This is a genomic window from Janthinobacterium sp. PSRC1-1 (assembly GCF_049897525.1).
Taxonomy (GTDB): Bacteria; Pseudomonadota; Gammaproteobacteria; order Burkholderiales; family Burkholderiaceae_D; genus Janthinobacterium; species Janthinobacterium tructae.
In genome coordinates this window covers 146396-161585 of the sequence record NZ_JAFCWK010000010.1, presented here as the reverse complement: position 1 = coordinate 161585, position 15190 = coordinate 146396, and the positions used below count along the sequence as shown (strand labels likewise).

The window sequence follows — 15190 nt, the reverse complement described above, 5'->3', positions numbered from 1 at the left end:
AAATCACTGCCGCTCGCTACGATTTTTTCGGACGTCGTGAAGTCCGTGAAATATAGGCGTGAGCCGCCGGATGCACATCCGGCGGCTTTTTTATTTCCGCGATTACTTAAATGCGATACTGTGGGTTCTTGCAAGTTGGCAGCTGATTTTATGAATAGCAGTAACAAACCCTCCCTTTCCTGGCGCCAGCGCCTGGCGCAACGCTCGGGCCGCGAAACGCTGGCCTGGGGCGTGGTGCTGGCAGCGTGCCTGACGACCGTCTGGCTCGTGTATTTCTGGACGGAGCGCATCGCCATCGGCAAGCTGCAGGCGAGTGGCGCGCAGCGCCTCGAGGTGTATGTCAGCAGCCTGGAAAACGCGCTGGAGAAATACGATTTCCTGCCCAAGACGCTGGAACTGAACCGCGACGTGATCCGCCTGCTGCAGCACCCGGAAGACCCGGTGCTGGTCGATACGGTCAACCATTACCTCGAGCAGATGAATGCCCAGGCGAAATCGTCGACCATTTTCATCAGCAACCTCGACGGCAACACGCGGGCCGCCAGCAATTGGCAGCAGCCCGACAGCTTTATTGGCGACAATATCTCGTTCCGCCCCTACGCGCAGGATGCCCTGCGGGGCACGCCGGGGCGCTTTTATGGCGTCGGCACGACGCGGCTCGAGCCCGGCTACTTCTTTGCCCATGGCATCTACCAGAATGGCCACATGCTGGGCCTGGCAACGGTCAAGGTGAACCTGGAAACGCTGGAAAAACGCTGGGTGCAAGGCGCGGACAAGGTCATGCTGGCCGATGAGCACGGCGTGATCTTTCTCAGTTCCATGGCGGACTGGAAATACAAGACCCTGGCGCCGCTGTCGCCCGCCATCGTCGAAGAACTCAACCGCACGCGCCAGTATTACTCGAAGCAGCTCGAAGCCATCCCCTTCGTCTCGGACCGCCAGCTGGGCAATGGCGCACGCGTGATCAGCGTGCGCGAGCAGGAACACGCCGACACGCCACCAAAGATCAGCTCCAGCGTCATGACGCAGATCAAGCTCAAGTCACCGCAAGGCTGGACATTTATCTACCTGTCCGACCTGGCGCAGGCAAAAGCCAGCGCGCGCGCGGCGGCCGCCTTCTCTTGCGTGCTGCTGGGTTTTTTCATGCTGCTGTTCTTTTACCTGCGCCAGCGCCGCGCGGCCGTGGCGCAAAAATTGCGCGCCCGCGAAGACTTGCAGCATGCCTACGACAACCTGGAAGCCATGGTCGAGGAACGCACCTCGGAACTCAATGCCATGACGCAAAGCCTGAGCCAGGAAATCGAGGTGCGCAGCAAGGCTGAGCAAAAACTCCACATCACGCAAAACGAATTGTTCCAGGCCGGCAAGATGGCCGTGCTGGGGCAGATGTCGGCCAGCATCACGCATGAACTCAACCAGCCGCTGACGGCGCTGCGCACCATGTCCGACAATGCCGTCATCCTGCTCGAGCGCGGACGGCTCGACGATGCGCGGCGCAACCTGGCGAAGATCTCGCAAATTGCAGCCAGGATGGGGACCATTACGGGTCAATTGAAGATTTTTGCGCGCAAATCGACCACCAGCCTGACTTCCGTGTCGATACCCACGGCGATCAGCAACGCGCTGTTCCTGGTCGAGCGCCGGCTGCAGGTTGAAAATGTGCGTTTCACCCTGCAATTGCCGCCCGAAGACATCTTCGCCATGTGCGAAAGCAACCGCCTGGAACAGGTGCTGGTGAACCTGTACGCCAACGCGCTCGATGCCATGAATGGCAGCGACGTGCGCAGCCTGCGCGTGTCCGTCGCATGCACGCCCGAGCACGTGCTGATCCATGTGGCCGACACGGGACCGGGCCTGTCGACGGAAGTGTATGAACACCTGTTCGAACCGTTCTTCACGACCAAGCCGCAAGGACTGGGACTGGGCCTGGGCCTGGCCATTTCCGAACAGATCACGCGCCAGTTCGGCGGCGTGCTGCGCGCCGAAAACGCCCCCGGCGGCGGCGCCATCTTCACCATCGAACTACAGATTGCAACGCAGGAGGAAAAACATGTTTGACGGCTTGAAGGTCTTGCTGGTCGAAGACGACCCCACCGTACGCGAAGGCAGCGAGCAGGCACTGCAGCTGGCCGGCCTGGACGTGCTGGCCTTCCACTCGGCCGAGCTGGCCTATAAACTGCTCACGCCCGATTTTCCCGGCATCGTCGTCAGCGATGTGCGCCTGCCGGGCATGAGCGGCCTGGAATTGCTGCAAGCGGTCAAGACGCTCGATGCCAACCTGCCCGTGATCCTCGTCACCGGCCACGGCGACATCACCATGGCCGTGCACGCCATGCGCACGGGCGCCTACGATTTCATCGAGAAGCCCTACTCGTCCGAACAACTGGTCGACGTCATCCTGCGCGCGCTGGAAACGCGGCGACTCACGCTGGAAGTGCACAGCCTGCGCCGCCAGCTCGAGGACGGCGGCGGCATCGAATCACGCCTGCTGGGCAATTCCGTGGCGATGCGCGACATACGGCGCTTGATACTCGACGTTGCCGACGAGCCGGCGGATGTGCTGATCTATGGCGACACGGGCACGGGCAAGGAAATGGTGGCCCGCTGCCTGCACGACTTCAGCCACCGCCGCAAGCATAACTTTGTCGCCGTCAACTGCGGCGCGATTCCCGAAAGCATATTTGAAAGCGAAGTCTTCGGCCACGAACCGGGCGCATTCACGGGCGCGGCCAAGCGGCAGGTGGGCAAGATCGAGCACGCGGACCACGGCACTTTCTTCCTCGACGAAATCGAAAGCCTGCCCCTGTCCCTGCAAGTCAAATTGCTGCGCGTGCTGCAGGAACGCTATATCGAACGGCTCGGCTCCAACGTGCCCACGCCCGTCGACGTGCGCGTCATCGCGGCGGCCAAGCTGGACCTGGAAGACTTGTCGCAGCAGCAGAAATTCCGCAGCGACCTGTACTACCGCCTGAATCTGATCGTGCTGCATTTGCCGCCCTTGCGCGAACGGCGCGAAGACATTCCCATCCTGTTCGAGCACTTCGTGCTGGCCGCGGCCGCCCGCTACAACCGCGCCGCGCCCGTGGTCTCCAGCGCGCAGATGCGCAACCTGATGGCCCACTCCTGGCCCGGCAATGTGCGCGAACTGCGCAATATCGCCGACCGCTTCGTGCTGGGCATCGCCGGCGGCGCTTCGAGCCTGCTGGCGGGCAATCAGGCCAGCCCCCTGTCGCTGGCGGAGCAGGTCAACGGCTTCGAACGCGCGCTGATCGAACAGGAACTACGCGCATATTCCGGCAACGTCAGCGAAGTAAGCACGGTACTCGGCTTGCCGAAACAGACCCTGTATCACAAGATGCAAAAGTACAATCTGGTGGCGGAAGAGTTCAGATAAGCACGCCGACACGGCCCGTGCGCAGCGGCGTCACCCAGTCGGGCCGGCCATTGGCCAGCGCCAGCCGCGCCGCCTGCTCCCAGTCATACGCGACGGCATGGAAGTGCGCCGCCCAGGCTCCATCCGCGCCCTGTTCAACGATGGCATAGCGCGCATGCGGCGTGCCGTTTTCCATCACGTGCGGATAAGCATGATCGTCGTCGTAGGCTTGCAAGCCCACGCTGCCCGGGTTGACGATCAGCCGCCCATCGGCCAGGCGCACCTGGCGCGGCATGTGCGTGTGGCCGCACAGGATCAGGGCCGCGTCGGCCTCGCCCGCGCGTTCGGCCACCTCCTGCGACGTGGCGGCGCGGCTGCCCTGCGGCGTGACGCTGTCGAGAAAATACACGAGGTCGCTTTGCGGCGTGCCATGCACCAGCAGCACATCGTGACGCAAGCGCAAGGTGGCGGGCAGCGCATTGATCCACGCGAGTTGCTCGGGCAACAATTGCGCGCGCGCAAAGGCATCGGACTCGCCCATGCGGGCAGGGTCGCCGAACAATTGCCGCTCGTGGTTGCCGCGGATGGTGGGCAAGCCGAGCCCCATCAGGCGCGCCGCCGTGGCGCGCGGCTGCAGATGGCCCGAGACGATATCGCCCAGATTGACGGTCACGTCGACCCCACGCCGGGCGATGTCGGCCAGCACGGCTTCCAGCGCATCGAGGTTGCCGTGGATATCGGAAATGGCGGCGATTTTCATGCGGTGTCTCCTCTTCTTGCACACCATTCTGCCCGCGTCCTGCGTTGCAGGCAATGCCGGTGTGTATACCAGCTGTTACACACGGTAGGACAAATCCGACGGCCACTTGCGCCGTGCGGCTACGTCATTTAAAAGTAACAATTGCTACCATTTCCTCATTGCACTGTTGCCCAGCGTGGGCCGCCCAAAGCATCGCAACAGTTTCACTTTATTCTGAGGAGTTGTCCCATGGTTGTTACGTCCGTCCCCGCCCGCCTGTCCCCACCACGCCTGCGCCATCTCGCCTTGCGCAGCACCATGATGCTGGGCGTGCTGGGTATGGCCACGACGGCGGCCACGGTGCGCGCCGAGCCATCGCCCACGCTGGACCGTGTCAGCATTTCGGTCGGGGCGTTTTCCGCCGATCCACGCATCAATATCGGCGCCGACACGCAGTTTGGCCGCATCGACGCGCCCGAATCAAAGCCCAGCCATACCACCATCCCGCGCATCAAGGCCGATGTGCTGATCGGCGACCGCCACGGCCTGGCATTCGACTACTACCGCTACGACAAATCCTACACGCCAAGCCTGACGGGCGAGACCATCATCAATGGCCAGCCCGTCACGGGCACGGCCACGGCGAATGCGGATCTGAAGCTGGACCTGGCCAAGCTGGCCTATAAATGGTGGCTGGGCAGCGGCAACGACACCTTCGGCATCGGCCTGGGCGCCGCCTACTACCACGCCGGCCTGAACGGCACGGCCACCGGCGTCGTCAATGGCGAAACGGCCACGGCGCGCGATTCCATCAGCGAGCACGCGTTTGCGCCGCTGCTGGAAGTGGGCTGGCGCCACGCCTTCACGCCGGACTTGCGCATGTATGCGGAAGCGTCGGGCATCAAGAAAAATGGCGGGCGCATCAACGGCCACATCTACGGCGGCAATATCGGCGTGGAATGGTTTCCGTTCAAGAACATCGGTTTCGTGGCCGATTACGGCATCTCGAAAATCAAGCTGCACCGCGACAGCGAACGCGATGCCGACCTGAACATTCGCCTGACGGGACCGTCAGCGTATGTGAAAGTGCGCTTCTAAACCAACTCAGGCCGCCGGTTTCAACAGGTATAGCTGAAACTGCGGCAAGGCCGCATCGTCGTAGGCCTCGACCCTGGCAAACGGCAGGCGCGCAAACGCCTGCCGCCAGAAGGCGCAGGCAGCGGCATCGGTGCGAAACATCGCCACCAGCCACGTCTGCTCGCTGTCCAGCAGCACCCTGCGCACCACTTCCAGCGCCACGCCGCAGCGGCCATCGGCCAGCAGCGCCTCACCGCTCCAGGCGGCATTGTCATAACAGTACAGTTGAAACAGCCGCGCCAGTGCCTCCTCTTCGCCCGGGGCAATGGCGCGCAAGGCGATGATCTTGTGTATGGCATGCATGAAACGCTTTCCTCCGCGGTGGTATCGAACCAGTGCGCGATGGTATCACCGTCACTCATCCCCGCCTGGGGCATTTCATGCCCGTCTTTCCACCTCCGGTCGCAAAAAGATTACTTTTTTCCAATTGCTTATATATTATTGTCTTTAAGTAACATCCGCCATCGCGGTTGACAGAAAACAGGGGCGATCCCCTTGCACAGACCGGCAGACAGGTATCTGCCGGCTTTTTTAGACCCAAGCTCTGGAGAGTGCTGCACATGCTATCGATCAAACAGCTGAACAAAACGTATGCCAATGGCGTCAAGGCCATCAACGATGTCAGCCTGGAGATTCCCAACGGAATGTTCGGCTTGCTGGGACCGAATGGCGCAGGCAAGTCCTCGCTGATGCGTACCATTGCCACTTTGCAAGATCCCGACAGCGGCAGCATCCATTTCGATGGCCTCGATGTGCTCAAGGACAAGGCCGGCTTGCGCCGCCAGTTGGGCTACCTGCCGCAAGATTTCGGCGTCTATCCGAAGGTCAGCGCGGAAACCTTGCTCAACCACTTTGCCGTCTTGAAAGGGTTGACGGAAAAGGGCCCGCGCAAGGAAGCCGTGGAAGCCTTGCTGCAGCAAACCAATCTGTGGGAAGCGCGCAAGCGCAACCTGGGCACGTATTCGGGCGGCATGCGCCAGCGCTTCGGCATCGCCCAGGCCCTGCTGGGCGCACCGCGCCTGGTGATCGTCGATGAGCCCACTGCCGGCCTGGACCCGGACGAACGCAACCGCTTCCTGAACCTGCTGGCGAAGATCGGCGAGCAAGTGGTGGTGATTCTGTCGACGCACATCGTCGACGACGTGACGGACCTGTGCCCGCGCATGGCCATGATCGTCAAGGGACAGGTGCTGGTGCAGGGCGAGCCGCAAGCGGCCATCGACACCCTGCACAACAAGGTCTGGCGCCGCAGTGTCACGACGGACGAACTGGCGCAGTACCAGCAAACCTTGAACGTGCTGTCGACGCGCCTGGTGGGCGGCAAGCCGCAAATCAATGTGTATGCCGACAGCCAGCCCGACAGCGGCTTCGTGCAGATCGCCGCCGATCTGGAAGACGTGTATTTCCTGCACGTGCGCAACGCTGCCCGCCACGGCGCCGCCGCTCCCGCTGCCGCACCGGCCGCCTCGGCCGCCGTGGCAGCGTAAGGGGCCGCCATGTGGAAGGAATTTTTCAAGTTTGACCTCGCCTACCAGCTGAAACAGCCGCTGCTGTGGGTGTTTGCCGTCATCATGGCCCTGATGGCCTTTGGCGCCACCACCAGCGACTCGGTGCAGATCGGCGGCGCCATCGGCAACATCAACCGCAACGCCCCCACGGTGGTGGCGCAGATGCTGGGCATCTTCAGCCTGCTGGCGATGTTTCTCGTCACCGTCTTCATCGCCGGCGCCGTGCTGCGCGACAGCGAAGTGGGCATGGCCGACATGCTGTTCGCCACGCCCATGCGCAAGTGGGACTACCTGTTCGGCCGCTTCGCCGCCGGCTTTGTCGCCTGCCTGGTGATCTTCGTCGCCATTGCCCTGGCCACCATGCTCGGCCCCGTCATGCCCTGGGTCGATGCGCAGCGCGTGGGCGCGTTCTCGCTGCAGGCGTATGCCTGGAGCTTCGCCGTCATCGTCATCCCCAACCTGCTCTTCATCGGCGCCCTGCTGATGCTGCTGGCGGCCACCACGCGTTCGATGTTGCTCGTCTACGTGGGCGTGCTGGGCTTTTTCGTGCTGTGGGCCATGGCCGGGGTGTTTACGCGCGACATCAACAATGAATGGTATGCCGTGCTGCTCGACCCCTTCGGCGTGCGCGCCTTTGGCCGCATGACGCGCTACTTCACGGCCGCCGAGTCGAATGCCAGCCTGCCGCCACTGTCCGGTTTCCTGCTGGCCAACCGCTTGCTGTGGCTGGGCATCACCGTCGTGCTGTTTGCCGCCACCGTGATCCTGTTCAAGCCGCAGCGCACGGGGACGGGCAAGCGCCTGTTCGGCAAGCACAAGGCCGAAACTGTCGCGCCGGCCGTCACCGCGCCGCTGCACCTGCCGCGCAGCGTGCCCACCTTTACGGCCGCGACAGCCTGGCGCCAGTGGTGGCAGATCCTGCGCTTCGATGCCGCCGGCGTGTTCAAGAGCGTGCCCTTCCTCGTCATGCTGCTGTTCGGCGTCATCAACCTGATCGCTGGCTCCAGCGTGGGCAAGAACATGTACGGCACGGCCGTGTATCCGATGACGCATTTGATGCTGCAAAGCATCAACAACAGCTTCAGCTTCCTGTTGATCATCATCGTCACCTTTTATGCGGGTGAGCTGATCTTCAAGGAGCGCCAGGTCAAGATCGCCGACGTCAGCGATGCCATGCCCGTGCCCGGCTGGGTACCGCTGCTGGCCAAGTGCACGGCCCTGGTCGGCGTCATCGCCGGCTTCCTGCTGGTGGGCGTCGTCACGGCCATCGGCTTCCAGCTCTACAAGGGCGGCGCGCCCGTGGAACTGGGCCTGTACCTGCAAGGCACCTTGCTCGCGTCCCTGTTCTTCGTGCTGATGGGCTTGTGCGCCCTCACCTTGCAGGTGTTGTCGAATAACAAGTTCATCGGCTATCTGCTGGTGATCCTGCTGATGGTGGCGCAAGCCGTGCTGGGCATGCTGCACCTGGAACACAACCTGTACGCCTTCGGCGGCACGCCGGCCATCAAGTATTCGGACATGAATGGCTACGGCCACTTCTTGACGGGCTGGGCCTGGTTTGCCCTGTACTGGAGCCTGTTTACCGTGGCCCTCGTCATGCTGGCCCATGCGTTCTGGGTGCGCGGCCTGTCCGCCGGCTGGCGCGCGCGCGCGCGCCTGGCCCGCCAGCGCCTGCAAGGCGGTGCCGGCGCCGCCCTCGCCGTGGTCGTGCTGTGCTGGGCAGGCACGGGCGGCTGGATTTTCTACAACACGAACGTGCTGAACAAGTACGAGACGTCGAACATCGGCATGGACAAGCAGGCCCGCTACGAGAAATTGTACAAACAATACAAGGACTTGCCGCAGCTGAAGATCACCGACGTCCAGGCCAGCGTGGATATTTATCCTGAGCAACGCAAGGTCTTGATCAAGGGCCACTACCTGCTGCAGAACAAGACGCAGCAGCCGCTCGATACCCTGCGCATCCAGCTCAACCCGGACCTGGAAACGCATTGGTTGAACTTGCCTGAGCACAAGCTCGTGCTCGATGACAAGGAACTCGGCTTCAGCATCCTCAAGCTGGCCCGGCCCCTGGCGCCGGGCGCCACCCTGCCGCTGGACTTCACGGTGGCCGTCACGCATCAGGGTTTCACCAACGACGGCGCGCCGGGCCAGGTCAACCTGAACGGCAGTTTCTTCAACAACCAGGCCTTCTTCCCCCACTTCGGCTACGCGAAGGAAATGGAGTTGACGGACCGCAATGAGCGCCGCAAACGTGGCCTGGGCGAACCGCAGCGCATGGCCAAGCTGGAAGACACCTCCGCGTATGGCAATACGGTGCTGGGCGGCGATGCCGACTGGATCCATTTCGACACGACGGTGTCCACCAGCGGCGAGCAGATCGCGCTGGCGCCTGGTTACCTGCAGGCAAGCTGGGAAAAGGATGGCCGCCGCTATTACCGCTACAAGATGGACCAGCCGATGATGCCGTTCTTTGCCTACCTGTCGGCGCGCTGGGAGGTCAAGAAGGGCGACTGGCATGGCGTGCCGATCGAAATTTATTTCGACAAGAAGCATGGCTACAACACGGACCGCATGATTACCTCCGTGCAAAAGTCGCTCGACTATTACACCGCCCAGTTCACGCCCTACCAGCACAAGCAGGTGCGCATTCTGGAATTCCCCGGCTACCAGAGCTTCGCGCAGTCGTTTGCCAATACGATTCCGTATTCGGAAGGCATCGGCTTCATCGCCGACCTGCGCGACAAGGATGACATCGACTACGTGTTCTACGTCACGGCGCATGAAATGGCGCACCAGTGGTGGGGCCACCAGGTGATCGGCGCCAACGTGCAGGGCGCCAGCATGCTGATGGAATCGCTGTCGCAGTACTCGGCGCTGATGGTGATGGAAAAGGAATACGGCCGCGAAAAAATGCGCCGCTTCCTGCGCTATGAACTGGACCGCTACCTGAGCGGACGCGGCGGCGAAGCCATCGAGGAACAGCCGCTGGCGCGCGTGGAAGGACAGCAATACATCCACTACAACAAAGGCAGCCTGGTGTTCTACCGCCTGCGCGACGAGCTCGGCGAGGAAGTCCTGAACCGTGCCCTGAAACGCTATCTGCAGGACAAGGGCTACCAGCAGGCGCCGTTCACCACCACCCTGGAACTGCTGGCCACCATCCGCGCCGAAGCGCCGCAGGACAAGCAGGCGCTGATCACGGACCTGTTCGAGAAGATCGTCTTCTACGACAACCGCGTCACGCAAGCGTCGGCCGTACAGCGCAAGGATGGCCAGTGGGATGTCACCATGCAGTTGCACCTGGCCAAGCTGGAGTCCGACGGCAAGGGCAAGGAAAGCGCGCGCGCCTATGACGAGCCGGTGGAAATCGCCATCTTCGCGCGCGCCCCTGGCGCCAAGGAAAAGGATGAAAAAGTCCTGTTCACGGACAAGCGCAGGGTGTCGGGCAGCGACCCGGTGATCACCATCACCGTGAAGGACAAACCGTTCGAAGTGGGTGTTGATCCGTACAACAAGATGATCGACCGCGTGCCGCGCGATAACCGCAAGGAAGTCACGTTCAATTAAGGCTAGCTTCAGGGCGCTTGATGCTACGCAAACAGGCCACGCCGTCACCGACAGCGTGGCCTGTTTTTTATGCCGTCCGTGTTTTAACGGTACACGAGACCACCATCGATCAGCGGCGCCTGGCCCGTCATGTAGTCCGAGTCCGGCCCCGCCAGGAAGGAGACCAGCCCCGCCACGTCTTCCGGCGTCTCGGCACGTCCCAGCGCGATGCCGTCCACGTATTTCTTGTACGTCGCACCCAGTTCGGCGCCAGTCAGTTCGGCCATGCGCTTGTCGATCTCGACCCACATGTCGGTACCGACAACGCCGGGGCAATACGCGTTGACGGTGATGCCGTCGGCCGCCAGTTCCTTGGCCGCCGCCTGCGTCAGCGCGCGCACGGCAAACTTGGTGGCCGAATACACGCCCAGCAGGGCGAAGCCGTCATGCCCGGCGATGGAACAGGCATTGATGATCTTGCCCTTCTGCTGGCGTTTCTTGAACGTCTTGGCGGCCGCCTGGATGCCCCACAGCGTCCCTTGCACATTGATGCGCATGATGCGGTCGACTTCTTCCGGCGTGACGTCGAGCAAGGGCTGTACTTGCGCGATGCCGGCATTGTTGACGATGATGTCGAAGCGGCCCAATTCTTGTTCGGCAAACGCCACGGCGGCGCTCACCTGATCGAGCTGCGACACGTCGGCAATGAAGGTGACGGCGCGGCGGCCCAGCGCGCGCACTTCGGCGGCGGCCGCGTCCAGCTTGTCCTGGTGCAAATCCACCAGCGCGATATCGGCGCCATCCTTGGCCAGGCGCAAGGCGATGGCCTTGCCGATACCTTGCGCGGCACCCGTGACCAGCGCGACTTTTCCGGAAATACCCATTTGCGTTCCTTTCAGTACAGGGAAAAAGAGCAGCAAAAAACCGGTCCGGCGCAGCGGCGCCCGCGGCCGGTTCCGCAACGTAGAGACGCTTCAGCCTACCTGAAATTGGCATTTTGCCGCAGCTTGAAACGTGCGCAGCCAAAAAAAGTACCTGGATCAAGAAAGGGGGAAAAAACCATCCTCGAACTGGCCATGCGCGCGCTGCCGTACAGGCGCCTGGCAGCCGCTGGCGTAAGATGGGCGGCATTCATCCACGTTGAAAGGAGTGCCCTATGCTGCATCGTCCACTGCCCCTCCGCGCCAGCCTGCTGCTGGCGGCCCTGGTTTTCACCACGCCCGCCTGGAGCGCCGATCCGGTCCACAAGGAAACCGTCGAATTGACGGCAGGCAAGAACGCGCACAGCGTGAAAGGCAAGATCAAGGGCTACGCCACGGCCGAATACACGCTCACTGGCAAGGCTGGCCAGACCCTCAGCGTCAAGCTCAAGACCAATCAGCCATCGAATTACTTCAACATCCGCCAGCCAGGCCAGGACGAAGCCCTGTTCATCGGCTCGACCAGCGGTAACAGTTACCAAGCGAAACTGCCGGCCGATGGCGAGTACACAGTGCAGGTGTATTTGATGCGCAACGCGGCGCGCCGCAATGCGGTGGCCAGCTACAGCCTGGAGATGCGGCTGCGCGATTGAGTCTGCGGCAGCATGACCGCAAGGGGCGCAAAAGATGCGAGAGCACTGCCCCGATCTTATCTGACCGGCTTCGCTGCCTGGCGGCGAGCGGCCACAAGTGATTCAAGCACCATGCCCGCCATCACTGCCAGGACCGGCATGATGGGTTCACGGTAGCGGAATATCACGTAAAACACCATGTGAACGCCGGTGTAGCACGCAAGCGCCAGCCAGAGCAGGGCGACCTGCCGATTTCTCAGCCGTGGAATCAGCAGCGTCCCCATCGCAGCGGCAAGCAGGACCAGGAACTGTATCGCCCACAACAGACGCACCAGCTTTTCTGCCGGCGACTGATCTCCCTTGCCGTCATGGAAGGGTGGCGCCCAGAAGTAAGCCGCTTTCTTCACGGCCAACGTCAGGAACGCTGTTGGATGGGCCTTTATCCAGGAAATCGCTTCCTGTTTCAAAGTCTCGGAGGCCTGGACTTCTCCCGTTTTCCGAAGGGCAGCCCAGGTAGGGCCACGTGGTGTCTCCGAGATGGACACAAACATGCCTGTCGCAGCCGGGTTGTTACCCACATACAGATTGAAGCCGCCATTGGTGTTCAAGACAGGTGCGCCTATCACTTGCATGTTTCTGAGCAGCCATGGGCCAGACATCACCAACGCCACGGACAGCGCGAGCATGGCCATGCTTGCGCGCTGCGCCATCGAGGCGGGAGACAGCAGCAACGCCAATGCAAGGACCGCCAGCAATGACAAGGCAGCATTGCCAGTCAATGCCAACAGACCCAGGAGTGCCCCGCACCCGATTGCCACGCTATGCGAGGGCCGGCGCGCCAATCGCAGTGCGCACCACATGACACCCAGCATCAGGGGCATCATCAAGTTTTCCTTGGCCAGATACATCCCATAGATACCGTTCGGCAGGTATAGCGCCCAGGCGAGTGCGGCGATGAGACGCCCCAACCTGCCTGCGCCGGCTTCCTTGGCCACCAGATAGCACAGGATGATTGCCACCCCTCCCAGGAACATGTTCACCAGGCGAACCGCCAGGAGGTCGTCGCCAAAGAGGAAAAAGACAGGGGCGAGAATAAACAGAGGATAGCCCACGTTGTACATCGCATGGTTGCCCATGCTGTCGACAATGCCGTTCCCGCCAAGCAAGTTAAGCGCCATGCTCCTGTAGGCAAGTTCATCGCCTTCCGGTACATGCTGGAAGCCGGCCATCGCCGCCGCCCTCAGGGCAAAGCCAATGCCTGCGATGATTGCCAGCCACAGCCAATCTCGCTGTTGCTGGGTGTCATGTTTTATCATTCATCAACTCCTTCCCACCAACAACACCCCTGCACAAATCAGCACCACGCCAATCACGCGGGGCAGGCTGACCTGCTCGCCCAGCAGGTAAGCGATGGGCAGGGTGAGCACGAATCCCAGGCCGACCAGGGGATAGGCCTTGCTCACCTCCCATTGCGACAGCACGCCCAGCCAGGCCACCGCTCCCAATCCATACAGGAGGAAGCCCCCCAGGACATATTTGTCCGTGAGGATAGTGATGAGAGTCATGCAGGACTTGGGCTCAGCCATCATCGCCTTCACCGCTGCACCGGACATGCCGGTCTTCAATAAGAACTGCGCCATGACGGAGAGCGCGATGCTCAGGATGGCAATGCAGAACGTTGTCATGGATAGCTACCCAATACGAGGAAATGCGCCCCCAGCATGATGGCCACCATGGCGCAGACGGTCATGCGGCTAGCGTGGTCCTTGAGGGCGTAAATCACCGGGTCATCGTGCATTTCTCCCCGGGAGGTTTTCACCCACAGGCGCGCCAGCCAGTAAATCAATCCCAGGGCAACCAGCCACAGCATCTGCGGGGTGCCATAGCGCCCCTGCGTTTCCGGCGCACTGATGAACAGCCCGAACACCACCACGGCAGAGAGGGCCGCCCCACCCCCCAGGGGCCACAACACCGCCAGGTCGGTCACCCGGTAATCGCGTCCACGCGTGGCTGCCTTGCCATTCTCTTCCAGGGTGACCAGTTCCGCGCAGCGTTTCACCAGGGCGAGGCTGAGAAACATGAAGACCGAGAACGCCAGCAGCCAGGAACTGGTGGCGGCACCAATGGCAACGGAACCGGCCAGGATGCGCAAGGTGTACAGCAGGGACAGCATCAGCACATCGATCAGTACGTATTCCTTGAGCACCCAGCTGTACGCGCTGGTCAGCACGAGGTAAAGCAGGAGCATCAGGAGGAAGGCATGGGACACGCAGAAGCCCAGCACGAGGGCCAGCAGCAACGCCGCCGCCGCCACGACCAGGCCCTTCAGAATCGGCAGGCGGCCACTGGCAAAAGGGCGCAGCCGCTTGCGGGGGTGGGCCCTGTCGCTGTCCAGGTCCCACAGGTCGTTGACCATGTAGGTGGCGGAGGCGGCCAAGGAGAAAGCCAGGAAGGCCACGGCCATGGTGATCAACTTGCCCAGGTCGAGGAAGGAGAATGCCGTCAGCAGGGGGACGAACAGCAACAGGTTCTTTAACCACTGGTGGACCCGCAGGGCTTGCATCCACACGCCAGGCCCGCCGCGCTCACCCGGAAACTCGCGTTCGATCGGGACATGCCGTCGGACGGTGTGGCCCGTACGCCAGGCAACATCGACCAGCACCGCCGCCTTGGCGGCTTGCCAGATGGGGATATCTGCCTTGCTGTCGCCAGCATACACAAAGCATGGCCCGACCTGCTCCTGAATGGCTTGCAGCTTGGCCCTGCCCTTGAGGTTGTGACCGGCTTGCGTCGCCAGCACCTTGTCAAACAGGCCCAGGTGCCTGGCCACGCTGCAGGCAATCGAATGGTGGGCCGCCGTCGCCAGGACAATCATGCGGCCCTTGCGCTTTTCCTCGCGCAGGTAAGCCAGCAGGGACGCACGGTAAGGGAGGTGTTCGCCCGAGATGCTGGCATGCGCCGCAATGGCTTCCTTGAAGCCTGCCCGCCCTCGCATGAGCCAGAACGGCATGCGCAGCAAGTTGAGCGGGGATTGCTTCACCACCTTGACGACGGATTCAAGCAGGGTATCGGTTGGCGTCAGCGTGCCGTCAAGATCGACAACCAGGGGCGCTTTGGTCGAAATAGCCACCATGGTCTCCCTATTCTGGTGTGGCACTGCGGATGAAGTACCGAGAGCAGTCCTTAAATTATAGGGGGAGCCATGATGGCGATCACCAACATAGATCAAGGAAGAGAGCGCTTATCCGCTTGAACTGAAGGCCGGCAGCACCGAAAAGTGACCCCAACATCCAATAAAAACGCCTCGCAAATCAAGGATGTGCGAGGCGTTG

At 61.9% G+C, this 15190-nt stretch carries 12 protein-coding genes; 6 read left to right on the top strand and 6 right to left on the bottom strand.

The window, feature by feature from the left end; all coding sequences use genetic code 11:
* Window positions 1–150 precede the first annotated feature (150 nt).
* A complete protein-coding gene (locus ACP7DW_RS21110; protein ID WP_426056435.1) occupies window positions 151–2058 on the top strand; it encodes a sensor histidine kinase in 1908 nt (635 codons plus the stop codon).
* Window positions 2051–3394: a sigma-54-dependent transcriptional regulator gene (locus tag ACP7DW_RS21105; RefSeq protein ID WP_426056437.1), complete on the top strand. Its 1344-nt coding sequence runs from the start codon at window positions 2051–2053 to the stop codon at window positions 3392–3394. The genes ACP7DW_RS21110 and ACP7DW_RS21105 overlap by 8 nt, the downstream gene beginning before the upstream one ends.
* Here ACP7DW_RS21105 and ACP7DW_RS21100 read toward each other — a convergent pair.
* Window positions 3387–4133, bottom strand: coding sequence for a metallophosphoesterase family protein (locus ACP7DW_RS21100; protein WP_426056438.1), 747 nt, complete (start codon window positions 4131–4133; stop codon window positions 3387–3389). The genes ACP7DW_RS21105 and ACP7DW_RS21100 overlap by 8 nt on opposite strands.
* Window positions 4134–4361: 228 nt before the next feature.
* Between ACP7DW_RS21100 and ACP7DW_RS21095 the strand changes: the two genes are divergently transcribed.
* Entirely contained in the window at window positions 4362–5210 is an 849-nt protein-coding gene (locus tag ACP7DW_RS21095; RefSeq protein ID WP_426056439.1) for a hypothetical protein, read from the top strand.
* 6 nt (window positions 5211–5216) lie between these two features.
* Here ACP7DW_RS21095 and ACP7DW_RS21090 read toward each other — a convergent pair whose 3' ends face one another.
* A complete protein-coding gene (locus tag ACP7DW_RS21090) occupies window positions 5217–5552 on the bottom strand; it encodes a hypothetical protein (RefSeq protein WP_426056440.1) in 336 nt (111 codons plus the stop codon).
* 257 nt (window positions 5553–5809) lie between these two features.
* On the opposite strand from ACP7DW_RS21090, the gene ACP7DW_RS21085 reads away from it, so the two are divergent.
* A complete protein-coding gene (locus ACP7DW_RS21085; protein ID WP_426056441.1) occupies window positions 5810–6736 on the top strand; it encodes an ABC transporter ATP-binding protein in 927 nt (308 codons plus the stop codon).
* 9 nt (window positions 6737–6745) lie between these two features.
* Window positions 6746–10327, top strand: a complete 3582-nt coding sequence (locus ACP7DW_RS21080; protein ID WP_426056442.1) for a M1 family aminopeptidase — start codon at window positions 6746–6748, stop codon at window positions 10325–10327.
* Between the two features lie 83 nt (window positions 10328–10410).
* On the opposite strand, the gene ACP7DW_RS21075 is transcribed toward ACP7DW_RS21080, so the two are convergent.
* Window positions 10411–11190: an acetoin reductase gene (locus ACP7DW_RS21075; RefSeq protein ID WP_298400736.1), complete on the bottom strand. Its 780-nt coding sequence runs from the start codon at window positions 11188–11190 to the stop codon at window positions 10411–10413.
* Between the two features lie 272 nt (window positions 11191–11462).
* On the opposite strand from ACP7DW_RS21075, the gene ACP7DW_RS21070 reads away from it, so the two are divergent.
* Window positions 11463–11879 (top strand): hypothetical protein, encoded by a 417-nt coding sequence (locus ACP7DW_RS21070; protein WP_426056443.1) that lies wholly within the window; start codon window positions 11463–11465, stop codon window positions 11877–11879.
* Window positions 11880–11935: 56 nt separating this feature from the next.
* Here the strand turns inward: ACP7DW_RS21070 and ACP7DW_RS21065 are convergent, their stop codons facing one another.
* The 3 genes from ACP7DW_RS21065 to ACP7DW_RS21055 are packed head-to-tail and all read right to left on the bottom strand — an operon-like array spanning window position 11936 to window position 14991.
* Window positions 11936–13174: a glycosyltransferase family 39 protein gene (locus ACP7DW_RS21065; protein WP_426056444.1), complete on the bottom strand. Its 1239-nt coding sequence runs from the start codon at window positions 13172–13174 to the stop codon at window positions 11936–11938.
* 3 nt (window positions 13175–13177) lie between these two features.
* Complete coding sequence (locus ACP7DW_RS21060; RefSeq protein ID WP_426056445.1) at window positions 13178–13543, bottom strand: EamA family transporter; 366 nt, start codon at window positions 13541–13543, stop codon at window positions 13178–13180.
* On the bottom strand, window positions 13540–14991 hold the full coding sequence (locus tag ACP7DW_RS21055) for a UbiA family prenyltransferase (RefSeq protein WP_426056446.1): 1452 nt from the start codon (window positions 14989–14991) through the stop codon (window positions 13540–13542). Before ACP7DW_RS21055 ends, ACP7DW_RS21060 begins: the two co-directional genes overlap by 4 nt.
* Window positions 14992–15190 lie beyond the last annotated feature (199 nt).